The sequence below is a fragment of the Paenibacillus nasutitermitis genome, assembly GCF_014641075.1.
Classification (GTDB): domain Bacteria; phylum Bacillota; class Bacilli; order Paenibacillales; family Paenibacillaceae; genus Paenibacillus_Z; species Paenibacillus_Z nasutitermitis.
On sequence record NZ_BMHP01000003.1, the window covers coordinates 601,246 to 622,949 of the forward strand.

Here is a 21,704-nt window from a genome sequence, read left to right on the forward strand (position 1 = left end):
CAATCTGTTTGAGGTAGGCCAAAGGATTTCGACGAAACCGTCTGCGTTTCGTTGTTTCATCCAATCGCTTCACCCAACGACGATGCTCTTTGTTAAACGCCTCATACGGAACTTGTTGCAGCCTTGTCAAAAGATGCTCCTGTTTTAGGGCATCATCGAGTCTGCGTCAGCGGCCGCTCTTTCGGGCGGGCAGGTTTTATCCTCGCCGCATATTCGGCCGCAAGGAAAACTGCGCCCCCAATGAGCGATACGGCTGCGGCAAAATAGAGCCGTATTATCCCAATAACCTGATTCAGTTATTTTATGATTGCAATTGACCTTCACATGATGTGATGGATTAGAATATCAGTTATTAGACGGGAAGGAGGCGAGGTTTTATACATATTAGCGAATTGTCCCGTAAGACGGGAGTAAGCCTGCGTTCTCTGCGATATTACGAAGAAAAAGAGCTGTTGAACCCTGTCCGATCAGAAAATGGTTATCGGGAATATGATGAAGCCGATGTGGAACAAGTCAGAGTTATTCAACTTTATTTCAGCCTTGGTCTTACTGTAAAAGAAATAAACGATTTTTTTCACTGTACGCGCAGCGAGGAAATTAAACGTCAGTGTTTGCCCAATGCCATTGATGTCGGTGAAAGAAAGCTGAACGAAATCAAAAAACAAATCGATACTCTGCGAAAAGCCAAATCTCATCTGGAGGATTATCTGGAAAGCTGGAGGAAAATGCTGCATAAAGGAGACGGACCAAATGAACGGTAAAATGGAACAAACCAATCCCCGAATTGCTTTCGTTACAGGAGGCAATCGCGGCATAGGAAAGGAGATCGCCCGCCAATTGGCTTTGAAAGGGCTGCATGTTTTGGTCGGGTGCCGGGATGAGGATAAAGGACGACGTGCGATTGAGGAAATGCGTCAAGAAGGACTCGCCGTTGAGGCTCAAGTCGTCGATGTGAGCGAGGCAGAAAGTGTCAGACAGATGGCTGAAAAAGTAAAACAGCACTATGGCCGTCTGGATGTGTTGGTTAACAATGCCGGGATTATACTCGATCATGGAGTTTCTGTACTGGATGTGGAAGAGTCTGTGATGCGAGAGACATTTGAGACTAATTATTTTGGGGCATTGCGAATGATTCAGGCCGCGGTTCCCTTGATGAAAAAGCATCAATACGGACGCATCGTCAATCTCTCGTCAGGATTGGGTTCTTTTGAGATTCTGCAGGGACTGTTAGGTCTTAAAGGGTCATCATCGGCTTACCGCATCTCTAAAACCATGCTTAATGCCTTGACTTGCTTAGTCGCGCAAGACGTTGCTGAAATGGGCATCAAAGTAAATGCGGCTTGTCCTGGCAGAGTACAGACGGATATGGGAAAAGCGACCGCTTCGCATAAAGTGCCGGAAGGAGTCCCTTCGCCAGTGACGGTTGCAGAAGGAGCAGATACGGCTGTCTGGTTGGCCACTCTCGATGAAGAGGGTCCGAGCGGCGGATTCTTTCGAGATCGCAAGCGAGCCGCCTGGTAGAAGTTTATCTATTTATTGAAACATTGGGATCTATAGAGAGGCTGCCACGCGGCCTCCGATTGCCGACATCTGTACCAATCGGATTCAAAAAATCCGACATATATTATTAAAAATCGGTTTAGGAGAGATTCCCTTGAATAAATATCTCATCATTAATGCCGATGACTTTGGAATGTCCGTACCCGTTAATCTGGGAATCGTGGAAGCCCATGCATTCGGAACGGTGTCCAGCACTTCCATGATGGTCAATATGCCCGGATTCCAGCATGCGGTTCTCCTGGCGCATCGGACGCCCTCTATGGGCATAGGCCTGCATTTCAACCTGACCGCAGGATGTCCGCTCTCCCCTGTCGAAACCATACCTTCGCTGGCATCCCCGGCCAATGGCTGCTTCTCCTGCGTCACGCCCCTCTGGCAGGCAGGGGACATCGAACGGGAGCTTCGCGAGCAGTATAACAAACTGATCTCAGCCGGAATCAGACCTACCCATCTGGATACCCATCACCATATTCATTTGGAGGTTCCCGCCGTTTATTCCGCCATGATGAAGCTGGCCAGGCAGGAACATTTGCCAATACGCCTGCATCCGTATCCCAACGGCATTGAGGAGCTGCCGCTGCAAACGGACTTCTTGATTATGGACACCTACGACAGCGACCAGGGCGCTGCCCGCCTGCTTGCTCATCTTCATGCGCTTCAAGAGGGGACGACGGAGCTCATGTGCCACCCTCGTTATTTGGAGCCGGAGGCGGGGTCAGGCTTTGTCCCGCAGGACACTCGCGGTGCCGAACTGCGGGCGTTGACTGACCGGCAGATTAAGGATGCCCTTCATGAACAAGACATCGCGCTGATCCATTTTGGACATCTTCCGAAAAAGCTGCCCCTGCCGGCATCCCCGGCAGGGGCTTCTCCCGCACAGCCGGAAGAGCTGATTGTATCGGTTCTTCCCCGCTCTCATCTCCCGCTGCGCTCCACACAGAGGAAAAAAAGGAAACCAAGGGCAAGAAAGCCCATCACTCACAAACCAAAACGCATAACCGTCAAAAGAAAACTCCGCCGAAGAAGCCTTAAAGCTGCGGCTCCGCGGCGGAGAAGATTCAGAAAATAATGCTGGCCGACTATGTCAGCCTGAGCATCAGATGATATGAGTTTTATTGTCACATACCATCGGTCGAGATGTACAAACACCACTTTTTACAAAGCGGAATAAACAAATGCATAGGCACTTATCCCACGCATGCTTATTCGATTCCCCTGATCCTGTAAACTTTGCGAATCGGAATAAGCAAAAAAAGGAGTGTTTCAGGTTGATGGAAAAATCATCTCACTACTTTGCCCGCGGCAACACTGCGCGCGGAGCCCATTTCTTGTATAAATCGGCCTTCGATGGGCTGAGCAAGATATTCGTCCTTACGGGTCCCCAGGGTACGGGGAAATCGACGGTCATTCGCAGCTTGGCGGATAGCTTGCTGGATAAAGGCCAGCACGTGCAATGCTTCCACTCCCCTCTCCGTCCCGACGAACTGGATGGCATCATTCTAACGGATTTGAAGGTTGGTATTGTCGATGGGCGAGCCTGCGAGGGGATTTCGGAAAACGAGACTGGTGGAATCGTCTCTATCCATGTCGGGGAAGCGCTTGATAATAGTCTTATTTCACCGGGGCATTCCAGGACGATTGAAGATCTTAGAGGCAAGCTTGATAGCACTTATTCAAAAGCATATGAAACGTTCTTAACCGCATTGCGGATTCATGACGAATGGGAGAAATATTATATCGAAAGCATGGATTTCATGAAAGCCGACCAGATTGCGCAGGATTTGATTCAAGAACTATTTGCTGGTCAAGAAAGTGATACCCCAACCGTTGGGCGTCACCTGTTTTTCGGAGCTGCGACTCCGAAGGGGGCATTCGATTTTATTCAAAGCTTGACCACTCAGCTGGAACGGCGGATTTTCATCAAAGGAAGGCCAGGATCCGGAAAATCGACACTGCTAAAAAAACTTGCCGCCGCTGCTGAAAGTAAAGGAATCGAAATTCAAGTGTTTCATTGCGGCTTTGATCCAAACAGCCTGGATATGTTGATTTTCCCGAGGCTCCGAACAGCTATCTTCGATAGTACCGCCCCACATGAATACTTTCCCGATCGGGATGGGGATGAAGTCTTGGATATGTATTCGCTTACTATCGCTCCTGGCACAGATAAGGCCTGTTCAGCCGAAATCGCCATTATTAAAGAACGCTATTCGGCAAAAATGAAAGAGGCCACCTCCCTTTTGGCCGAAGCCGAGGCCATCGATTCTCAAATTAAGGCCTACTATGTTGCGGCCACAAATTTTTCGATTGTAGATGAACTCCAACTGCAATTGCAGTCCGAGTTGAATGAACTGATCGACTCATTGCAGCCTTCAAAATAAGGGTACAATCCAAAAACGCTCTATCTCAGACTGGGCTCAATTGTCTACTGAAAGCTGAGCCCTCCAAATAAAGCATCACATACCTATTATTGAATTAATTCCTCCAAGGATAGCCTAACCCCGATGTACTTATTGGCCTCGCGTGCATTTTGTTAAAGTGTCGGCGCCTCCCCTTAACCGCTCTTCCAGAATCAAGCGCAGCTCATCAGGTATCCGTTCAAGCTTTACCCCTTTCCCCAAAAACAAAAGCCAATCCGCATAATAGTCTAGCGTCTGAACATCGGTCACATCCAGTTGAACATTGAAAATCCCACTCGACTGGAACATCCCAGTAAAAGACAAAATAATCCCCGGTGGATGCATGCGCTTAAAGCGCTGAATCCCAGTCGTATCAAGCTTTACAACCAGATTGGATTCACGTGCGCCAATCCGTTTTTTGCTTAAGATCTCTTGCTCAGACCGCTTCATCTCCTGCTTAGAAATGGCCGAATCCCGCAGCATCTCAACAGGCAAATACCGAAACTCATCCGTATCAAGATCATAAACCTCGACCAGCCATTGAGCGTTTGAGTTAAAAATATGAATCAAAAAAACGTCCATCAACTGCGGCCAGCCAGGACTCGGCTCATAAGTCAAGCGCAAGTGCTTATCCCTCACAGTAAGCGAAATCAACTGGTTCAACTCCGCAGGTGCCGCATCATCGAGTTCCAGAAGATTCGGATTTGCGGGATTTGTATTTTCAAAAAGCAAGATATTATTCAGCTCAATCAGCTCGTCGTGCTGGGTCTGCGAAGCGATTCCGATGAGTTTTTCAGTGATGGAGCGGCGATTTTGCAAATAAGGCAGCTGCGAATTTTTCGAGGCGATAAAGCTGATAAATATCGCTTTGAGCTCTTCCGGCGTGAAACGGACGGCGGACAGATACTGATTTTGCAGGACATTGTAGCCGCCGCCGCGCCCAAGCTCGGTCGTCAGCGGAAACCCCATCGCCTGAATCTCGTTAATGTCGCGGATCGCCGTCGCGCGAGAAATCTTGAACTCCCGCTGAATCTCTGCAATCGTAAAATGCGCCCGGTTATTGATGAAGCGCATGATCAGGTTCACTCGTTCTGTCTTTTTCATGATTTTATTGTATCAGAAATGTAGCATCAGTACTAAATTTGATCCTGTTTTTCAACTTTTTTGATATTCAATAAAAAGTATCGCTTTTTGATACATTTAGAGAATAATATCAATCTTGTAAATAATAATCCGCAAAGGGAGAGAACAAAATGTCTAACCACTCCATCAAAACAATCTCAGAAAACTACAAAATGACTGCTTTCGGTGTTTCATTTGAGGACTTCAACGACTGGGCAGGTAATGCAGCTAAAACTGCTGCGAAAAAGGCTGAAATCACTGAAAATGGCACACTTGCCGAACTTCTCGCGCTCGCTGACGGGCAAGAATATCAAATCAACTACGTCCTCGACGGCAAAGCTTGGCGCGGCTTCGGCGTAATGGGCGCATACGACGTGGAAGGCGCGGTCGTCCTCGACTTCCTCGCGGGGGACTACCTCGTGGTGCCTGGCACAGGCGCTGACAAAGACCGCCTTGCTGACGAAATAACAGGCACAGTTTTCGGTGGTCTGCTACAAGAAATCACAGACTACAAATACGTTGGACCTGGTAACTCAACATTCGTTAAAGCAGCTGAAGACGCTAAATACTACGGCGAAATGTGGCTTCGTGTAAAAAAAGCAGAAGGCTAATCTCAATCAAAGGAGCACTCCCATGGCAACTTACACAGTTGAACACAAGAAATCATTTACATTGACCGCTTATGGTTTTTCAATTCAATCAAATTTCCAAGACGTGCCCGCTTTGCAAAAGGAAAAAGCAGAGTTTTGGGGAGGACTCAAGGCGGACGGGCGTTTTGATAAGCTCAAAGCAGCTGCAAGGGATGATCGCGAATGGTCAGTCAACGAGGTTTATCAAGGCAGGCCGTGGAATTATTTCGCGGTAGAAGCTAGCAAATCGGTGGCTGACGCAACACGCACCATCGAGTTTCCAGAGAGCGAGTACATTGTAGTCGCAGGAACCGGCGACAAAGAAACTTTGTTTGATCAGTTGACTTACCGTGCTTTTGGCGAAGTCTTGGCACAAATCACTGACTATGCTTACATCGGCGGACCAAATGCAACTTATCGCAAAGAAAACGGTAACGGCACTTTCTACGGCGAATTTTGGGTTCCTGTGGTTAAAAAATAGTAGGCATGCCGGGGGACTACTCCCCCGGCCTCGCCTTCAAACCTGATGTCCTAAAACGCAAAAATTTTCGCCGTCACTTATGGTACGGTTCAGCGTATCAATTCAAGAAAAAGCTCCTCCTAGAACGAGTTACTATGAACGATCATTGTATAACGTCGCGATTCGATCGATTCGGTTCGTCCATATGCCTCCCGAATAGGTAGAAGGCAAGCGCTCGATATCCTCCGGCGTATCGAACCCGCTCGAGAATTCGCTGCCGTTGCCGCCGACGACAATGACACGGGTATCCGCCCGGTCCATCCGATTCAAGAATTTATTCGGCCAACCCCATAGCCACTTCGCCATTTCCTCCGGGATATGCAGTTCGGTATTATTGCACGCTTCAGGCATGTAACCCGTCCAGCCGGCGGCCAGATACGGGATCAAACAGTCCTTCATCGTCGCTTTCGACATGACGCGCATATCGGGCATCGCTTCTTGGACAGCGGCGATCGGCTCATCTCCTCCATATACTGCTAGCAGGTCTTGCTGCTTCTTCGGAAGCTTCGATAAATATTGAGCGAGCAATTTCCCCTCTTCAGGATCATTGCTTTTAACGTCTATTAGAAATGGCTTGTCCGGAAATCGATCCAGCACCTCCGTCAATGACGGCATCATGCCGACCCCTTTACCGCGAAAAGGGAAAGTAGCGCCGCCATCGGCCGTGTAGCCGTATCCGATATCAACGTTTCTCAATTCGTCCATTGTGTAGTCTCTCGTTACGCCTTCCACGTTCGTACGGCAGTCAAGCGTCCAATCATGGAAAATGGAAAATTGATCATCCTTCGTAATATGAACGTCGAATTCGACGATATCCGCCCCTGCTTGAAAAGCCGCTTCGATGGAAGGAATCGTATTCTCGAGATAAGGATGCTCCGGCTCATAGATTCGTTCGGCCGTGCAAGTATCGTTCTCGATGCCTTCTAACGAGAAGGTCTGAGCAAGCCCTCGATGTGCTAAGAGCAAAGGGTCTCCGTTGCGCTGTTTCGCAAACAGAGAGCTGTTATTCAGATAGATAAAGGCAATCAGAGCCACAAGAAACAAAAAGACTTTGCTCTTTCCCATTCTTTTCAACCTACGCATCGGCAATTCCCTCCCAGATCACATCGAACTTCTTCTGCAGGGCAGCCATCAATTCGTCTTCATTGGCACCTGCAGTAACGCCGAGTAGCGTTTGGTAAAAAACCGCGACCAGTACCGTGGTGCAATCCTTAGCGTCATGGCGACTTCGAAGAGAACCATTAACTTTCGCTTCCTCAAGCAACTCTCGAATGGATTCTTGAAATAAGGCTAAGTTGGAAGCATCGTGGGTCGAATCAGGTGTCGATTGGAAGGATTCAATCAAGACAAGACGCAGCAGTTCGAAATGCTTCAAATATAGGCGTAGGAAATCACGAAATAGATCCATGAGCCGGTCTTTCAGATTTCCCTCGCGTTGTTTCCGAACAATTTCATTCAACAGATCGTTATAGGAACTGCCAACGTGTAGCAACAGATGCTCTTTCTTAGGAAAATAATTAAAGAACGTCCCTTTCGCGATGCCGCATAGCTGCGTAATCTCTTCGACCGTTACGTTGTCATAACCTTTCTCTTTGAACAGTTCGATGGCTGTACGTACGATCAATTCCTTTGTTTTCTCATTTGTTGAGAAGAATGTTTAGCGATTTGGCTTCCGTGGATATCACTTTGCCAATCGGTCTTTGCGTGATCGCATTCATACTGATCTACGCACTTTACTATGTATTTACTGCAAATTCTATGTACAGAACGGTAACCAGTGAAGCGTCTCATTCGTCCAAATGGGTTGCTCTGCTGTTTATACTGCTCATCGCAGCCGCTGGAAGTTGGCTTTGGGCGACAATGCCCCAAGACATCCCAATTACACGCAGGATGATTTGCCGGACGGTCTCTCATCGGCGCTCGATCTTACGCATGTAGGCATTTTTGGCCATTCGGCGGGCGGTGCTGCCGCTGCTCAAGCCATGTATGAGGACGATCGCTTCGACGTCGGAATCGATATGGACGGTACCCTAGGCTACATGCCGGACCACCCTCTTCCAGTTGCCGAACACGGATTGGATCTGCCCTTTATGCTTATGGAATCCGGCTATACTTCTGATGACGAGCTCGACTCGCATTTGACGCGCGAAGACAGACTGTCCTCCTGGCAACAGTCCACCGGTTGGAAATATGACATTGCCATTCCTAAGGGAATGCACTATACCTTTACGAATTATCAGGTTCTCATGCCGCAAATCGACAGCAATCTGAGTCTGTCGCCGGGGATCATACAAAGCAGCATTGGCACGGCGAACGCGGATGAAATGCTGGAAGCCCAAATAACGTATGTTGCCTCATTCTTCGAGCTTCACCTAAAAGGGATTGCACAGGAGATTTTTGAGCTGAAGGAATCTCCTTTTGAAGAAGTGGAGATCGTAAGATAATTTCGTCCTACTTATGATAAGGTTCAGCTTAACGGGTCTATCGGCGAAAAAATCCCCCGCGGCCCATGATTTCCAACATTTTCGCCGATTCGAGGGCTATGATCAGCCTTCATAACGTGCCCATAAGGCCGTCGAATTTATCGGCGGCCTGATTGTCGGTGATTCCACTATCGTTTCTCCCGTTTGCTTGATCTACGAGCTTTCTAGTAAACTTTGCAACTCGCAAATTACCTCTTTCCTTTGATAGTGATAGAGCATCATTACCACCTTTATAAGGACTATGGACTAAGCCCCTTGTTTGCGCGGAATCCAGCGAGGTCATCAATATGGTGAGCATGGCATCGTAAACTCTTGTCTATTAAAAATCCGCGTATCCGTTCGTTCAATATTATCGAAAACATTCCTTTACATACTCTAAAAATCTCTTTGTCGCCGCCGTAAGATAACCGTTATTTTTCAAAATCAAGCCGATCTCGCAGCAGCTTCCTTCGTCCTTGATTGGCACCCATACGAGGCCATCAAGCATCAAACCATTGGTTTTAGGGAGTATGGATACACCAAGACCAGCCGTTATGAAGCCTGCTACCGTCATCAAGTCTTCCGCTTCATAAGCGGAAGCTGGAGTGAACCCGGCCCGATGGAAGCACGTCTCGAGCGTTGTTTTCAGCCCGCAATGATGCTTTACTTCCACATACGGTTCACCGGCCAATTCCGATATATGGATTTCCTCCCGCTGTGCCAAAGGATGAGTCGCGGGGAACACCGCGTATAATGGAACTGTCTGTAACGGAATCCATCCGTAATCGCTAGACTCCATCTGCATGGATGAAATCATGAGGTCGCATTCGCCTTTTTCCATATGCTCACTTATGACTCTGTGGTTGCCTTGTACGAGCTCGAATCGGATCTTCGGGTAGAGCTCATGAAATCCTTGAATAAGTTTCGGTACTAGCTCCGCGCCAAGTATATTCAGATAGGCAAGGCTGACTACCCCCGACTCGGGATTGGCGTATTCCTCAAGCACTTGCTTGCCCCTTTCCAACTCGAGCAACGCGCGTTCTACGGAATCGGCAAACATTCGTCCATATCGGCTTACCTTGATGTTCCGCCCGCTGCGTTCAAATAACGGCATGCCTAATTCCTCTTCCAGCTTGGATATGGAATGACTTAATGCCGGCTGAGTAATGGACAAAGACTCCGATGCTTTTGTCACATGCTGGAGTCTAACCACTGTTAAAAAATATTCCAACTGGGTCAGTTCCATCTTCCTCAATCCCCCATTCATTAATATTATTCATGATAATCATTGTTATGATAAATTAGACACTATGTATGTTCAAGAGTAAGCTGAATAGCAAGGAGATGATGATAAAGATGAAGGCAACTGTTGGAGTAGAAACCGTAGAGATCACGGCTAATTTTAGAGGTAGACCGGAGGTGTATCATCCTGCTTTGATTTGGGACGATCATGAAGCCGTCCTGGTGGACACTGGAGTTCCGAACCAATTGTCCGTTTTCAAAGAAGCGATGGTCAGAGCGAACATCCCGTTCTCAAAGCTTAGTAAAATCATCATTACCCATCAGGATTTGGATCATATTGGCGGACTGCCGGAGCTGTTGAACGAATTCCCGCAAAAAATCGACGTACTTGCTACTGATGAGGAGAAACCATATATCCAAGGAGACCGAAAGCTGCTGAAGGTAACTCAGGACTTCATCCATCAAATCAGCGCTATGATACCTACCGAATATTCGCGTGAAAGGCGTCAAATGATCCTGCAAACGTTTGAAAATCCGCCCAAAGCGAGAGTCGACCGCACTATAGCGGATGGAGAAGAACTTCCTATCCTCGGCGGAATCACCGTTATTCATACCCCGGGCCATACTCCCGGACATATCAGCCTTTATCTTAAACAAAGCAAGCTCCTTATTGCCGGAGATGCTTTTATGATCGAGGACGGACATTTCGTTGCACCGGACAACTGCGTGGATGAGGATATGGCTAAAAGATCGTTGAAAAAATTCATCCCCTACGACATCCAAACGGTCATTTGTTATCATGGAGGCATCTGTAAAGAAAACGTGAATCAACGCATCCTTCATTTGGCGAACAGCTACTAATTATTCACGCTTCACACGATAACACTGTTCATTGATGACCAGATAGCCTCCTGCTCATGAATCAATCAATTGCACAATTCCTACAACATTCTCGCACTTTCCTGCAAAAAAAATTTTCGCCGTCACTTATGGTAAGGTTCACCTTATCATCTATAGAGCGAAAAATCTTTAGGCACCCAAATGAGCAGTGGCTGGGTAATCGAAAGCCCCGACTCGCGTTGTCACGCGGGCCGGGGCTTGATTTATTTTAAGTCATGTCATACGGCGGCGGAAACAAGTCAAGCGTAGTCCGAATGAACAATTTGACCGCGTGGGATGCCTCATCGATAGATGGAACTGCAAGTCGGATATCGCGATACGCATTTGGTTCAAGCTCGCGCTTCACGAGCCCTGTAGGGAGGGACTTCAGCGCAAGCTCGGACAGAATGGGGAAGCCGAGACCTTCCTCTGCCATGTTTAGAGCCATGCTGACGCTCTGAACGATGTACTTCGATTGCAGGTGAGCTCTCGCTCGTTCGAAGAGGTCTGTAATCGGCGGCTCATAGCCGGCTTTACACGTAATGAATGGCTCCGTCGAGAGCTGTTTGACGGGGACAATGGGTAGACTGCTCAGCGGGTGATCCTCTCGCAGTACGGCGAACATTTTCTCCCGATAAAGTGGAATCGTCTCCCAATCACCGTCCGGCGGAATGAGCAATGCAATGTCGATCACTCTTGTCTCCAGCCAGTTTCTCAGTTCGTCGATGCTTCCTTCATGCAGCTCGAATTCGATGCCCGGATGCTGCTTGGCAATAACACTAATAATACGTGGCAGGAAGTGAGCGGCGGCTACAGGAAAGGCTCCGACGCGGATTGTGCCAACTTGAAGTCCTTTCTCATCAGCGATGACTTGATCGACCTTGGCGAAGGTACCGAGAATCTCACGGAACTGCACGACGATTCGCTTACCGGCTTCAGTCAATTGCACACCGCGGTGATCGCGCAGCAGCAGAGGGATATCCAGCTCCGATTCTAACGAGGAGATTGCTCGGCTGACCGCGGGCTGCGTCATATTTAGTTCAAGGCCGGCTTTTGTAAAGCTCCCAGTCTCTGCGATCTTCACGAACAGCTTGATCTGTGTATATGTCATAACGTGAATGATATGCCTCCTATGAAAAACATTCATTTTCATCATACCTCAATTTAGTGTATCATTCGGATGAAGCTTAACACAAGGAGAGATTTGTTATATGTCAGAGACATCGTTATCGCGTAAGCAAACGTTATTCTACTTGGCCTTCCTCATTCTTATGTGGGGAATTAACTGGCCTTTATCCAAGTATGCTCTCGAGTTTACGCCACCGCTTCTGTTTGCCGGACTTCGCACCCTCATCGGAGGAGTGCTGCTTATTATCATCGCGCTACCGCGCTGGAAGCAGCTTCGGTTTCGGGAAACGTGGCTGTATTATGTGCTGTCCGCATTCTTAAGCATCGTATTCTACTACGGCTTCCAAACAGTTGGCCTCCAATACATGCCGGCAGGCCTGTTCTCTGCGATCGTGTTCCTCCAGCCTGTGCTGCTCGGATTGTTCGCTTGGATGTGGCTTGGAGAGAGGATGTACGCGCGGAAAATGGTCGGCCTACTGCTCGGCTTCGGCGGAGTCGCCGCGATGAGCATCGGTGGATTGGAGGGAGGCATCTCCATCATCGGCATTCTGCTCGCCTTGGGATCCGCACTAAGCTGGGCGCTTGGCACAGTCTATATCAAAAGGCAGGCAGCCAAGGTTGATTCGCTGTGGATGACCGCTATGCAGATCGTGATTGGAGGCATCGTCATGACGGCTTACGGATCGACTGTCGAGAGCTGGTCAGAGGTGCGCTGGACGGCAGCCTTCTTGTACGATACGCTGTTCATCTCCGTATTCGTCATTGCGCTTGGTTGGCTCGTATACTTCAAGCTAATTGGTTCAGGCGAGGCATCGAAGGTCGGCTCGTACACATTCCTCATCCCGGTCGTCTCAATCATCTGCAGCATTTTGTTCCTGAATGAACATTTGACGATGAACCTTATCGTGGGCATGGTGCTTATCGTTGCCAGCATATTGCTTGTAAATGTAAAGCCAAGACAGGTCTAAAGTGACTTAATCGTAAAATACCGCATGCTCAACGCAGCCAAAATCACCGTCGCGAAGATTTCAGTTCTGCCCTTAAAAGTACTCTAATTCGTTGCCTCCATCCACCACGGATGGTCCCTACACCTGGTGTTTTCGTGCAAATTTCGCCCTACTTGTGATACGGTTCCCCCTAATAATCTTCACCACCCGATAAATCTGTTCTGCCAGCACCAGCCGCATTAACTGAAACGGCAGTGTCATGTGCCCGAGACGAAGCTCAGCTTCTGCTGAGCTTCGTCTCGGGCGCTTTCTCGTCGGGCATCTCCAGCACCTCGAACCTCACGTCCAGCTCCAGCCGCTTGGCATACTCGCCAATACCGTCCGTTAGGTATTTCTCCTTGATCAATCGATTCTCTGTTCTCGTGAAATCAGATTCGTTAGGATTCATTCAATGGGTTGCCTGCTTGGATATACAAAAAGCCGGCTAGGTTTTTAATTTCTTCACAAACCGGTAACCAGTTACCTTGAAGCCCCTGGCTTTATAAAATTGATGGGCTCTTTCACGTTCCGGTTTTATACCGCTTGTCAGCTGCAGGCAGTTTGCTCCGTTCTTAATCGCCCGTTCTTCAACATATTGAATCAGTTTTGTCGCTATACCTCTCCCCTGATATTCGCTTTTTGTTACTAATAATGAGATCTGCGTAGCAAACCCGTCTTCTTCATAATAATAAACATCCCGGGCCCCAATCATCCCTGCCACCGTTCCATCCATTACAGCAACGAATGTTGCATACAGCTGGATTTCATTTATTGTTTTCATTCGGTTTAACATCTTATCTACTGCGGTAGGATATCCTAAATCGCTCATCAGTTCAGTCAGATCCCTTACATCATCCTGCTGAAACGGGCGTACAATGATCATTTTGCTATCCCTCAATTTCCAAGTTATAGGAATGACTTCTATATCCTTATTCTCGATGCCAGAGCCAAAAACCTTTCAACTCTCAATGACGTACCCCGGTCCCAAGCCGGCAACCCCGTAATTCAGTCCGTGGAGATAAAATACAAAAAATGACTTGACCTTGGAGTGTGCTCCAATGTTAGTTTGAATACATGGATAAACTATATTCTATTCAAGAGGTTTCGCGGATACTTGGTTACCCGAAGGATACGCTACGGTATTATGACCGGATTGGAATCGTATCGCCGTCGCGCGAGGACAATGGGTACCGCAGGTATTCGAAGAACGACCTCATCGACTTGATGAACATTCAAATCATGCAGTATGCGGACCTTTCGCTTGATGAAATTAAGGGAAAGTTCGGGTTCCACAGGATGGAGAATGTAGACCCTGCTTATTGCCAGGAGGTTGCAGCGTTCCTTGAGGCCAAGAGTGCGGAAACGCGCAAGAAAATTGCCCATCTGGAAAAGGTCAGTCAGCTGCTCGACTTGGCAGCCGAAACGCTCAGGGACTTTAATCCGGAAAGCGATCAGCAGTTGACAGAGTATGCGAGCGAGATTTACCAGTCAATCCGAAAGAAGGGACGGGGAAAATCCGAGGAGGGATGTAATGAACATCAAGGTTAGGAATTTATATTATCTGATTGCAGGCATTCTTGCCGTACTGTTTGCTGTTTCGCACGCATGGAACGGGGAATCCGCTGTACTGCCCACACTCCACGAAAGTGCGATAGCCATGGACACCCGGATAATGTTCACGTATGTCTGGCACATCATTACAGCGGAAAATCTGGTCTTCGGCATCGTCTTCATTTTCATGTCATTGCAAGCCGATCAATCGAAGACTCGAATTGCCGCATGGATGATCGTCTCGCTCCTGATCGTCCGGCTGATGGTCATTGTTGGCATAACGGCGTTTCACGACATTTCGGCACTTACGGATACGTTAATCGATTCGATTGCCATCGTAATCTATGTCGTCTTCATTATACTGGGCATAAGAAGGAAGCAAAAATAGATTGGTGGTCAATCGTCACCGTTCAGTGGGCAACCAGATTAAGAAAAAAAATCGTGATCGGCGAGCAGCCGATCACGATTTTTTCGTCCTCCTCGAGGAGCTCGCTTAAGATGATGGCTTTAATACAGCCGTTTCTCATAACTTTCCTTAAGTGCCAAAGATATTTCATCCTCAGAAACACCAAGTTTTTTTGTATGTTCTGCCAGTATGGCCGCAGGTTTAGGCAATGCTTCTTTTGCCGGCCAGTAATCACTTTCCCATAAATGCGACCGCTTGAACGCTTTTGCGCAGTGGATAAAACATTCTTCAACCTCTACTCCGATTCCAATCATCGGGACCTTGCCGTGTGCTTCCATATGCTTCATTATTTCTTGATCTTTCACGATACTTGCTTGCCCATTGATTCTTAAGGTCTCTTCAAGTCCGGGAATAATAAATATCAACCCTACTTGGGGATTTTCCATAAGATTTCGCAATGAATCAAACCGCCGATTGCCCGGGCGTTCAGGTATAACGAGATGTTTGTCGTCCAATACATAAACAAATCCTTCCGCATCCCCGCGTGGAGAAACATCACAGGCTCCGGATGAATCGCTGGTTGCCATAAACAGTAACGGTGACTTCGCTATAAATTCGCGGCAATGGTGATCCATAAAAGCTATTGTTTTATTGTTGACGAGCTCGCCTGGATATCCATATAAAGACCTCAGTTCTTCTTCCGACTCTACAACCTGATTAAAGACATGATGTTTCATTTTTCCCCACCCCGGATTGTTATGATTTGTTCTTTTAATTTCCAGTGAATGGAGCCCTCAGTCACAACTTCAACCGTCACTTTCAATTGAAATGAAGCATTTCCAAATGTCTTACGAAGTTTTCTCCATACGTCTATAGATTCTTCACTGGAAAGAGTATTCCTTTACTTAAGTCAATGCTGGTTTATTTCGAAAAAAAACCGCCGATAACGAAGCCGGATACTATCCGTGCTCCACCGTCAGCGGTTTTATAATCAATTAGTCCCTATTTCAGAATCTGTTCGATCCGTTCGATAACATCCTCGGACAATTCAATCCCAACTGCCTGCACGTTCTCGACCACCTGATCGGGATTGCTTGCACCGACCAGCGCGCTCGCGACATTCGGCTGGCGTAAAATCCAGGCCAGGGCAAGCTGTCCGACCTTGATGTCCAGCTCGGAGGCAACTTCGGAGAGGGCGCGCACTTTGGCCAGCTTCTCCTCGGTAATGCCTTTGCGGACCCAATCCAGCTTGGCTGCGCGGCTGTCCGCCGGCACATCGTCCATCGAGGTGTATTTGCCTGTAAGCAGGCCCTGCGCCAGCGGCGAGAATACAATCTGTCCAATGCCGTTGCGTTCACCGAAAGGAATGACTTCCTTCTCGATATAACGCTCGAACATATTGTAGATCGGCTGATTCACGACGATGCGGTCCAGCAAATAACGGTCAGCCGTTCCCAGTCCCTCCGCCATCTGCGTCGCCGTCCATTCGCTGACGCCGACATATTGAACCTTGCCCTGGCGGACCAGATCGTCAATCGCACGAAGCGTCTCATAGAGTGGCGTGTCCGGATCATGACGGTGACAGTAGAAAATATCCACATATTCCACGCCCAGCCGTTTCAGACTGGCATTGCACTGCTCGATCACATGCTTGCGGGAAAGCCCGCGGTCATTGGGACCGTCGCCCATCGGCCAGAAAGCTTTCGTTGCCAGTACATAAGATTCACGGGGGAACGATTTGATCGTTTCGCCCAGCAGCGTTTCCGCAGCGCCCCGTTCATACACGTTAGCCGTATCAAAAGAATTGATACCAAGCTCATATGCTTTATGAACCGCTTTCACGGCATTCTCACGTTCAACGTACCCGCCATATGTCAGCCAGCTGCCCAGACTGATCTCGCTTACTTTCAATCCGCTGCCACCAAGTTTACGATAATTCATCGTAGATAATTCCTCCTTTAGGTTTGGTCAAGCCTGAAGCTTTATCCTATAATGACAATCATCCCGGAAAGCCAATCCACCTTCTATTGTACGCATGCTTCTACCTTTTTAAAAGTAGTGAAATAATAATCATTTTATTATATCAGCTATATATACTATACTTATAGATACTATCTTTCATATAAGGAGTGCTATACTTACATGTCCGTAAACAACTATATTCCGAAGGTGCCCGCCTGCATTGATTGCAATATTGAGAAGACGCTGAACGTAATCGGCGGAAAATGGGCTTTTCTTGTCCTTCGCGAGCTGTTTGGAGGCAAAAAAAGGTTCGGCGAGCTGCAGCGCCTCATCTCGGCCGTGAGCCCCCGTGCATTGACAAGCACTTTGCGCCATCTGGAAGAACAGGGCGTTCTGGAGCGCCATGTATTCCCGACCGTCCCCGTCACGGTTGAATATTCGCTGACCCCCAAGGGTGTGGATTTGCATCAGATTCTCAAGGAAATGAAGCTATGGGCGGCCAAGTGGACGTAACGGCTGATGAAACAACTTTGCGGCGTTCCGATCGTTTTTGAACAGGCTTCCCTTAGTGATCTTCTTCAATGGTCTCAAGGGGGCCGGACTGCCGGCAGTTTGTAACGGAGACTGTCGTGATGCAGGTTCTTTTCTGCCATTTGGGCTATCAGTTACCGCCAACACCGTCCTCTCCCCATTCGTATTCCTCTGCAATTCTTCTATAGTCCCGTATTTTGCCCATATCACCGTTGGCCCCTAAGCCGTATTCCTCTGTTTTCGTTCATTGTTTATTTAGCCCGCTCCCCAATCCTTCTCCTACGCCTCTTGAAGCGCATAATCCGCACTTGTTTTGTCGCACAACCACTTATAAATACTTATAAAAACTTATTTATTATTGAAAAATGACTTGAAAAGCCTTATAATGGACGAAACTCTGCCATACAAAAGGGGAAGGCTGAACATGTATCAGGAAGAGCGTATCAGCGCCATTAAACAATATTTGGAGCAGCACCAGCGGGTAAGCATCCAGGATATTTGCGAGATTTTCAGCATATCCCGGGACACAGCCCGCAGGGACCTGCTGAAGATGGACGAACTCGCGATGATTCACCGCACCCATGGGGGAGCTGTCCTGCCGCCAGCCAGCAAGGAGATCTATAAATATAAGGACCGGCTTGTCAGGCAATCCGGGAAGAAGCGCGCGATCGGGCTTCACGCCGCTTCCCTGGTCAGAGATGGGGATTTTATACTGATGGATGCTTCAACGACCGTACAAGTTACAGCCGACCATCTGTCCGCCAGGGATGTGGTCGTGGTCACCAATTCCATCGATATTGCCGATGCGTTGTCCCGCAAGGAAGAAGTCAGAACGTATTTGCTGGGCGGCGAATTAAATCCCCAGCACCGGTTTCTATATGGACAGTCCACGATTGCCAAGCTGGCCGATTACCAGGTGGACAAATTATTCCTGGGTGCCTGCGGCATTACCGCAAGCGGCTTATCCTATCCCCATGAGGAGGACGGGGATGTGAAGCGGGAGATGATCCGGCGGGCTGATCAGGTTATTGTGCTGGCCGATCATACGAAGTTTGGCCAGGGGATGTTCTACAAGATCGCCGGTCTGGAGTCGATAGATCTGCTGATTACGGACCGTCAGCCGGATCAGCCGCTTATGGATATGCTGGCCGAACACAAGGTGGAGCTCTTGATCGTCCCGGACGTAAGCCTGGATGGTGAGTAGATGAAAACAAGGATGATTTGGCTGGGCTGCTTCTCTTATCTGCTGATTGGTTTTGCAACTGTCGTGTTTGGTTCTCTGCTGTCGGAATTGCTTGATATTTACGGGCGAAGCTACGGGGATGGAGGCCAGCTGATTTTTGCCCAGTTTGCCGGTTTTCTGGCAGGTGTGCTGCTGGTTCCGTTCGGACTGCGCCTTCTGGGGTACCGCGGAATACTGACGGTGTCCTTCGCGCTCCTGCTTCTGGCGCATGCACTCCTGTATTTGAAACCGCAATGGTCCATTCTGTTTATCCCTCTGGTTATAAACGGATTCGGGTTTGGAACGGCACAGACCGCCGTCGGAACGCTGCTGCTGGAATCCATGAGCGACCGGAAAGCCGTTATTATGAGCCGCCTGGAAGTATCGTTCGGCATCGGCGCTCTGGTCATGCCGATCCTCTCCGGCCTGTTTATTTCCAATCAATTCCTGTTCGGTTCTTTCGCCATAATCGCTGCTCTGGCATTAATAATGGCCCTGATCTGGGGGATGCAATCGTTCCGCTTGGCCGGTTACAAGGATCCCGCAGCTGCCGCTCCTTCAGAAATGGCGGATGTGGTCGATTCATCCCCAGAAGAGGCGTTCGTTGACGAGTCGCCGCAAGTAGCGGCGACCGTAAGAACCGTTAAACGCTCCCTGCTGCTGTTCCTGCTGGGATTTGTTTTTATCTATGTCGGGCTGGAGACCAGCGTCATAAATTTTCTCCCTTCCCTGTTTGCCGAGCGTCTTGGCCTGACGAACGCCAACGCCGCGCTCAGCGTCTCCTTCTTCTGGGTTTCCATGATTGCCGGGCGGCTCCTGTCCGGATATATCGCCGAAAGAGCCGGTTACGCACCCTTTTTATTGATCAGCACCATTGGCGCTTTACTGGCCCTCTGCGGGTTAGCTTTGTTCCCGGACAAGATTACCGCGTATGTCTTCGTTCTTGTACTGGGACTTTTTCTGTCGGGTATCTTCGCGATTGCCATCGTGTACGCCAACCGGTTATTTGCCAATACGACCCGGCAGACGACAAGCATTCTGATTGCCTCCGGTGGAATCGGGGGTGCTGTGCTGCCGCTCCTGGTCGGCTGGAGCATGGATTATTTCCAGCCTGCTCACACCCTATGGATGCTCGCCGGCGGTGCTTTATGTATGCTTCTGTTTCTGGTCCGTTTACGAATCCATTAAAAAGGGTTGTCCCGGCACAGCTGTTTATACCGCTGCAAGCTTGAGACAACCCTTATTTACCCTTTACCGCTCAATCATTCTCGTCCAGAACCCGCCTTTAAACTGCCTCGGCTCATGAGAGATAACGAATGCTTTGGGAGCCACGACCATAATGCTTCGCATCAGCTGCTTCTCGTTGCTGCGTTTGACCAGCACCTGCATGATGAGCCGCTGTCCGTCCCGCCCCTCCGCCATCCAGGATGTAACCCCGTAACCGAAGTCCCGAAGCTTGTTCGGCAGCGCGGTAGCGGCAGAATCGACGATCACTTGTACAACGGAATAGCCTAATGCCAGATATTCCTCGATCCGGCTCCCCGCATACACGCCAATGCCGAAGCCCAGGCAGTAGGCCGCCATATTGACGGGATTGGACAAATTCTGGAGCACGAGATTCAGCCCCGCCAGATAAACAAATACCTCCACCATAGCCATAAGCGAGGCTGCGCCCCTTCTCCCTTTAATGACGAGAATAAGGCGCAGCGTAAATATGGAAACGTAAACAACGTTGATGCCTATGATGGACAAAACAAGCGAAACACCGCTCACATTTACCTACTCTCGCGCAGCAATATAGTCTGGTCTTGGCTTCTGCCCGGAATACGGCTCTTTCAAGGCATTCTCCACGCTGTTGTAGACCAGAAACACATTGCTTCGCGGCAGCGGCGTAATGTTGCTGTTGGAGCCATGCATAATATTGCAATCGAACAGCACAATGGACCCTATTCCGCCCACAATGGTATCGATCCCGCCCTCCTGGGCGAACTTCGCCAGGCTTTCCTGATCGGGCACACCGTATTCCTGGCGGCGGAGCGACTGCTTGAAATGATCGTCCGGCGTCTGCCCGACGCAGGAAACGAACTTCTTGTGCGAGCCCGGGATGACCATCAGAGGTCCGTTATAATGAAAATTATCCTCCAACGCGATGGAACAGCTCAGCGCCCGCATGGAAGGCATGCCATCCTCCACATGCCAGGTTTCAAAGTCGGAATGCCAATAAAATTCTTTGCCCGTAAACCCCGGCTTGAAGTTGATCCGCGACTGGTGGATGTAGGTTTGCGAGCCCAGCAGCTCCTGGATGACGGCATTCAAACGTTTATTGGCCGACAGCTCCTTGAAGCGTTCGTTATGCTCATGGACAGCGAAGATGGAGCGTACTTCCGTACCGCCAGGCTCGCGGATCACATGCTCCGCTTCGCGCTGTTCATAATGCTGCTGCAGCTTCTTCAGCTCGGCGCGCCACTCTTCAGCTTCATCCACGGAGAAGAATTCATCCAGAAACAGATACCCATTCTTCTCATAAAATTCAAACTGCTCGTTCGTTAAAGGGCTGCCCGCCTTCCAGGTGCTGTAGACGACCGGATCCACGCGGTCCATAACGGACGGCTTATCGGATATCCGGGAAGGATATTTGTCGGCTGTGACTGCTGCGGAATTTGCCAGATTTGTGTTCATGAGCGGTTCGCCTCCAATTCAGCTTCTTCAATAAGCGGATAAACGCCGTCCTTATCATGCACCTCGCTGCCGGTAAGAGGAGGATTAAATACACATATGGTCCTTACCTGGGTCTTTGCCCGCAAATAATGTTTCTCATGACCGTCAAGGGCATAAAGCATGCCGGGACGTATAGCGAATTTCTCGCCGGTCGCGACAATTTCGATCTCGCCCTCCCCTTCGATGCAATAAACGGCCTCCACGTGATTTTTGTACCAAATGGTCGTTTCCGTACCAGCTTTAATAATCGTATCATTGAGGGAAAAACCCATGCCATCCTTGCGGAGCAGCAGTCTGCGGGCATTCCAGGTTTCCGTGTCGATGTCGTACTTGGAGTCTACAATTTCCTCTAAGTGTTTCACAATCATGGATTCGTTCTCCTCTCGAATT

The 21,704-nt window shown here is 48.9% G+C and carries 25 protein-coding genes and 1 pseudogene; 14 read left to right on the forward strand and 12 right to left on the reverse strand.

All coding sequences use genetic code 11. The annotated features are described in order from the left end of the window. Window positions 1–392: 392 nt before the first annotated feature. From IEY46_RS21660 to IEY46_RS21675, 4 genes are all read left to right on the forward strand, one after another. Window positions 393–761, forward strand: coding sequence for a MerR family transcriptional regulator (locus tag IEY46_RS21660; protein WP_229750452.1), 369 nt, complete (start codon window positions 393–395; stop codon window positions 759–761). After that, window positions 751–1,521 (forward strand): SDR family oxidoreductase, encoded by a 771-nt coding sequence (locus IEY46_RS21665; RefSeq protein WP_229750453.1) that lies wholly within the window; start codon window positions 751–753, stop codon window positions 1,519–1,521. The genes IEY46_RS21660 and IEY46_RS21665 overlap by 11 nt, the downstream gene beginning before the upstream one ends. Window positions 1,522–1,654: 133 nt before the next feature. Then, window positions 1,655–2,629 carry a carbohydrate deacetylase gene (locus tag IEY46_RS21670; protein WP_188994934.1) on the forward strand — a complete coding sequence of 325 codons (975 nt, stop codon included), beginning with the start codon at window positions 1,655–1,657 and terminating at the stop codon, window positions 2,627–2,629. Window positions 2,630–2,831: 202 nt separating this feature from the next. Further along, window positions 2,832–3,938: a PRK06851 family protein gene (locus IEY46_RS21675; protein WP_229750454.1), complete on the forward strand. Its 1,107-nt coding sequence runs from the start codon at window positions 2,832–2,834 to the stop codon at window positions 3,936–3,938. A 129-nt stretch (window positions 3,939–4,067) separates the two neighbouring features. Here IEY46_RS21675 and IEY46_RS21680 read toward each other — a convergent pair whose 3' ends face one another. Next, window positions 4,068–5,060 carry a helix-turn-helix transcriptional regulator gene (locus tag IEY46_RS21680; protein WP_229750455.1) on the reverse strand — a complete coding sequence of 331 codons (993 nt, stop codon included), beginning with the start codon at window positions 5,058–5,060 and terminating at the stop codon, window positions 4,068–4,070. Between the two features lie 149 nt (window positions 5,061–5,209). Here IEY46_RS21680 and IEY46_RS21685 point away from each other — a divergent pair, with 149 nt between their 5' ends. Both IEY46_RS21685 and IEY46_RS21690 read left to right on the forward strand, forming a co-directional pair. Continuing rightward, a complete protein-coding gene (locus IEY46_RS21685) occupies window positions 5,210–5,689 on the forward strand; it encodes a hypothetical protein (RefSeq protein ID WP_188994938.1) in 480 nt (159 codons plus the stop codon). A 22-nt stretch (window positions 5,690–5,711) separates the two neighbouring features. Continuing rightward, complete coding sequence (locus IEY46_RS21690) at window positions 5,712–6,188, forward strand: GyrI-like domain-containing protein (protein ID WP_188994940.1); 477 nt, start codon at window positions 5,712–5,714, stop codon at window positions 6,186–6,188. A gap of 132 nt (window positions 6,189–6,320) precedes the next feature. On the opposite strand, the gene IEY46_RS21695 is transcribed toward IEY46_RS21690, so the two are convergent. Together IEY46_RS21695 and IEY46_RS21700 are read right to left on the reverse strand one after the other, a co-directional pair. Then, window positions 6,321–7,310: a glycerophosphodiester phosphodiesterase family protein gene (locus tag IEY46_RS21695; RefSeq protein ID WP_188994942.1), complete on the reverse strand. Its 990-nt coding sequence runs from the start codon at window positions 7,308–7,310 to the stop codon at window positions 6,321–6,323. Then, window positions 7,303–7,851, reverse strand: a complete 549-nt coding sequence (locus tag IEY46_RS21700; RefSeq protein ID WP_188994944.1) for a TetR/AcrR family transcriptional regulator — start codon at window positions 7,849–7,851, stop codon at window positions 7,303–7,305. Before IEY46_RS21700 ends, IEY46_RS21695 begins: the two co-directional genes overlap by 8 nt. Window positions 7,852–8,077: 226 nt before the next feature. Between IEY46_RS21700 and IEY46_RS21705 the strand changes: the two genes are divergently transcribed. Beyond that, window positions 8,078–8,671, forward strand: a complete 594-nt coding sequence (locus IEY46_RS21705; RefSeq protein WP_188994946.1) for an alpha/beta hydrolase — start codon at window positions 8,078–8,080, stop codon at window positions 8,669–8,671. Window positions 8,672–9,059: 388 nt separating this feature from the next. Here the strand turns inward: IEY46_RS21705 and IEY46_RS21710 are convergent, their stop codons facing one another. After that, window positions 9,060–9,935, reverse strand: a complete 876-nt coding sequence (locus IEY46_RS21710) for a LysR family transcriptional regulator (protein WP_188994948.1) — start codon at window positions 9,933–9,935, stop codon at window positions 9,060–9,062. Window positions 9,936–10,045: 110 nt separating this feature from the next. Here IEY46_RS21710 and IEY46_RS21715 point away from each other — a divergent pair, with 110 nt between their 5' ends. Continuing rightward, a complete protein-coding gene (locus IEY46_RS21715) occupies window positions 10,046–10,792 on the forward strand; it encodes an MBL fold metallo-hydrolase (protein WP_188994950.1) in 747 nt (248 codons plus the stop codon). A 247-nt stretch (window positions 10,793–11,039) separates the two neighbouring features. Here IEY46_RS21715 and IEY46_RS21720 read toward each other — a convergent pair whose 3' ends face one another. Next, on the reverse strand, window positions 11,040–11,957 hold the full coding sequence (locus tag IEY46_RS21720) for a LysR family transcriptional regulator (RefSeq protein WP_308422824.1): 918 nt from the start codon (window positions 11,955–11,957) through the stop codon (window positions 11,040–11,042). 64 nt (window positions 11,958–12,021) lie between these two features. Here IEY46_RS21720 and IEY46_RS21725 point away from each other — a divergent pair, with 64 nt between their 5' ends. After that, complete coding sequence (locus tag IEY46_RS21725; RefSeq protein ID WP_188994954.1) at window positions 12,022–12,906, forward strand: DMT family transporter; 885 nt, start codon at window positions 12,022–12,024, stop codon at window positions 12,904–12,906. A 148-nt stretch (window positions 12,907–13,054) separates the two neighbouring features. Here the strand turns inward: IEY46_RS21725 and IEY46_RS21730 are convergent. Together IEY46_RS21730 and IEY46_RS21735 are read right to left on the reverse strand one after the other, a co-directional pair. Beyond that, window positions 13,055–13,333: pseudogene (locus IEY46_RS21730) on the reverse strand (23S rRNA (pseudouridine(1915)-N(3))-methyltransferase RlmH). A gap of 36 nt (window positions 13,334–13,369) precedes the next feature. Continuing rightward, complete coding sequence (locus tag IEY46_RS21735) at window positions 13,370–13,807, reverse strand: GNAT family N-acetyltransferase (RefSeq protein WP_188994955.1); 438 nt, start codon at window positions 13,805–13,807, stop codon at window positions 13,370–13,372. 191 nt (window positions 13,808–13,998) lie between these two features. Between IEY46_RS21735 and IEY46_RS21740 the strand changes: the two genes are divergently transcribed. Further along, window positions 13,999–14,472 carry a MerR family transcriptional regulator gene (locus tag IEY46_RS21740; RefSeq protein ID WP_188994957.1) on the forward strand — a complete coding sequence of 158 codons (474 nt, stop codon included), beginning with the start codon at window positions 13,999–14,001 and terminating at the stop codon, window positions 14,470–14,472. Further along, entirely contained in the window at window positions 14,456–14,863 is a 408-nt protein-coding gene (locus IEY46_RS21745; protein ID WP_188994959.1) for a hypothetical protein, read from the forward strand. Before IEY46_RS21740 ends, IEY46_RS21745 begins: the two co-directional genes overlap by 17 nt. Window positions 14,864–14,982: 119 nt before the next feature. Here the strand turns inward: IEY46_RS21745 and IEY46_RS21750 are convergent, their stop codons facing one another. Next, window positions 14,983–15,618, reverse strand: a complete 636-nt coding sequence (locus IEY46_RS21750) for a pyridoxamine 5'-phosphate oxidase family protein (RefSeq protein WP_188994961.1) — start codon at window positions 15,616–15,618, stop codon at window positions 14,983–14,985. Between the two features lie 265 nt (window positions 15,619–15,883). Continuing rightward, window positions 15,884–16,822, reverse strand: coding sequence for an aldo/keto reductase family protein (locus tag IEY46_RS21755; RefSeq protein WP_188994963.1), 939 nt, complete (start codon window positions 16,820–16,822; stop codon window positions 15,884–15,886). A gap of 201 nt (window positions 16,823–17,023) precedes the next feature. Here IEY46_RS21755 and IEY46_RS21760 point away from each other — a divergent pair, with 201 nt between their 5' ends. The 3 genes from IEY46_RS21760 to IEY46_RS21770 all read left to right on the forward strand — a co-directional run bounded on the left by IEY46_RS21760 (window position 17,024) and on the right by IEY46_RS21770 (window position 19,784). Next, the gene (locus IEY46_RS21760; protein ID WP_188994965.1) at window positions 17,024–17,356 is read left to right on the forward strand and encodes a winged helix-turn-helix transcriptional regulator; all 333 of its coding nucleotides are present in this window, start codon (window positions 17,024–17,026) and stop codon (window positions 17,354–17,356) included. A gap of 442 nt (window positions 17,357–17,798) precedes the next feature. After that, window positions 17,799–18,578, forward strand: a complete 780-nt coding sequence (locus IEY46_RS21765) for a DeoR/GlpR family DNA-binding transcription regulator (protein ID WP_188994967.1) — start codon at window positions 17,799–17,801, stop codon at window positions 18,576–18,578. Next, the gene (locus IEY46_RS21770) at window positions 18,579–19,784 is read left to right on the forward strand and encodes an MFS transporter (protein WP_188994969.1); all 1,206 of its coding nucleotides are present in this window, start codon (window positions 18,579–18,581) and stop codon (window positions 19,782–19,784) included. 63 nt (window positions 19,785–19,847) lie between these two features. Here IEY46_RS21770 and IEY46_RS21775 read toward each other — a convergent pair whose 3' ends face one another. Genes IEY46_RS21775 through IEY46_RS21785 form a run of 3 tightly spaced genes read right to left on the reverse strand, consistent with a single transcriptional unit; the run spans window position 19,848 to window position 21,682 of the window. Next, entirely contained in the window at window positions 19,848–20,369 is a 522-nt protein-coding gene (locus tag IEY46_RS21775) for a DUF2179 domain-containing protein (RefSeq protein WP_188994971.1), read from the reverse strand. A 6-nt stretch (window positions 20,370–20,375) separates the two neighbouring features. Continuing rightward, on the reverse strand, window positions 20,376–21,275 hold the full coding sequence (thpD, locus tag IEY46_RS21780) for an ectoine hydroxylase (protein WP_188994973.1): 900 nt from the start codon (window positions 21,273–21,275) through the stop codon (window positions 20,376–20,378). After that, window positions 21,272–21,682, reverse strand: a complete 411-nt coding sequence (locus tag IEY46_RS21785; RefSeq protein WP_188994975.1) for an ectoine synthase — start codon at window positions 21,680–21,682, stop codon at window positions 21,272–21,274. Before IEY46_RS21785 ends, thpD begins: the two co-directional genes overlap by 4 nt. Window positions 21,683–21,704 lie beyond the last annotated feature (22 nt).

Excerpts from the sequence above, each read along its gene's own strand:
- IEY46_RS21750 (WP_188994961.1), bottom strand. The coding sequence starts at position 15,618 with ATGAAACATCATGTCTTTAATCAGGTTGTAGAGTCGGAAGAAGAACTG.
- IEY46_RS21685 (WP_188994938.1), top strand. The coding sequence starts at position 5,210 with ATGTCTAACCACTCCATCAAAACAATCTCAGAAAACTACAAAATGACT.
- IEY46_RS21710 (WP_188994948.1), bottom strand. The coding sequence starts at position 9,935 with ATGGAACTGACCCAGTTGGAATATTTTTTAACAGTGGTTAGACTCCAG.
- IEY46_RS21770 (WP_188994969.1), top strand. The coding sequence starts at position 18,579 with ATGAAAACAAGGATGATTTGGCTGGGCTGCTTCTCTTATCTGCTGATT.
- IEY46_RS21715 (WP_188994950.1), top strand. The coding sequence starts at position 10,046 with ATGAAGGCAACTGTTGGAGTAGAAACCGTAGAGATCACGGCTAATTTT.
- IEY46_RS21680 (WP_229750455.1), bottom strand. The coding sequence starts at position 5,060 with ATGAAAAAGACAGAACGAGTGAACCTGATCATGCGCTTCATCAATAAC.
- IEY46_RS21740 (WP_188994957.1), top strand. The coding sequence starts at position 13,999 with ATGGATAAACTATATTCTATTCAAGAGGTTTCGCGGATACTTGGTTAC.
- IEY46_RS21675 (WP_229750454.1), top strand. The coding sequence starts at position 2,832 with ATGGAAAAATCATCTCACTACTTTGCCCGCGGCAACACTGCGCGCGGA.
- thpD (WP_188994973.1), bottom strand. The coding sequence starts at position 21,275 with ATGAACACAAATCTGGCAAATTCCGCAGCAGTCACAGCCGACAAATAT.
- IEY46_RS21695 (WP_188994942.1), bottom strand. The coding sequence starts at position 7,310 with ATGCGTAGGTTGAAAAGAATGGGAAAGAGCAAAGTCTTTTTGTTTCTT.
- IEY46_RS21725 (WP_188994954.1), top strand. The coding sequence starts at position 12,022 with ATGTCAGAGACATCGTTATCGCGTAAGCAAACGTTATTCTACTTGGCC.
- IEY46_RS21785 (WP_188994975.1), bottom strand. The coding sequence starts at position 21,682 with ATGATTGTGAAACACTTAGAGGAAATTGTAGACTCCAAGTACGACATC.
- IEY46_RS21755 (WP_188994963.1), bottom strand. The coding sequence starts at position 16,822 with ATGAATTATCGTAAACTTGGTGGCAGCGGATTGAAAGTAAGCGAGATC.
- IEY46_RS21665 (WP_229750453.1), top strand. The coding sequence starts at position 751 with ATGAACGGTAAAATGGAACAAACCAATCCCCGAATTGCTTTCGTTACA.
- IEY46_RS21760 (WP_188994965.1), top strand. The coding sequence starts at position 17,024 with ATGTCCGTAAACAACTATATTCCGAAGGTGCCCGCCTGCATTGATTGC.
- IEY46_RS21745 (WP_188994959.1), top strand. The coding sequence starts at position 14,456 with ATGAACATCAAGGTTAGGAATTTATATTATCTGATTGCAGGCATTCTT.
- IEY46_RS21720 (WP_308422824.1), bottom strand. The coding sequence starts at position 11,957 with ATGAATGTTTTTCATAGGAGGCATATCATTCACGTTATGACATATACA.
- IEY46_RS21735 (WP_188994955.1), bottom strand. The coding sequence starts at position 13,807 with ATGATCATTGTACGCCCGTTTCAGCAGGATGATGTAAGGGATCTGACT.
- IEY46_RS21765 (WP_188994967.1), top strand. The coding sequence starts at position 17,799 with ATGTATCAGGAAGAGCGTATCAGCGCCATTAAACAATATTTGGAGCAG.
- IEY46_RS21690 (WP_188994940.1), top strand. The coding sequence starts at position 5,712 with ATGGCAACTTACACAGTTGAACACAAGAAATCATTTACATTGACCGCT.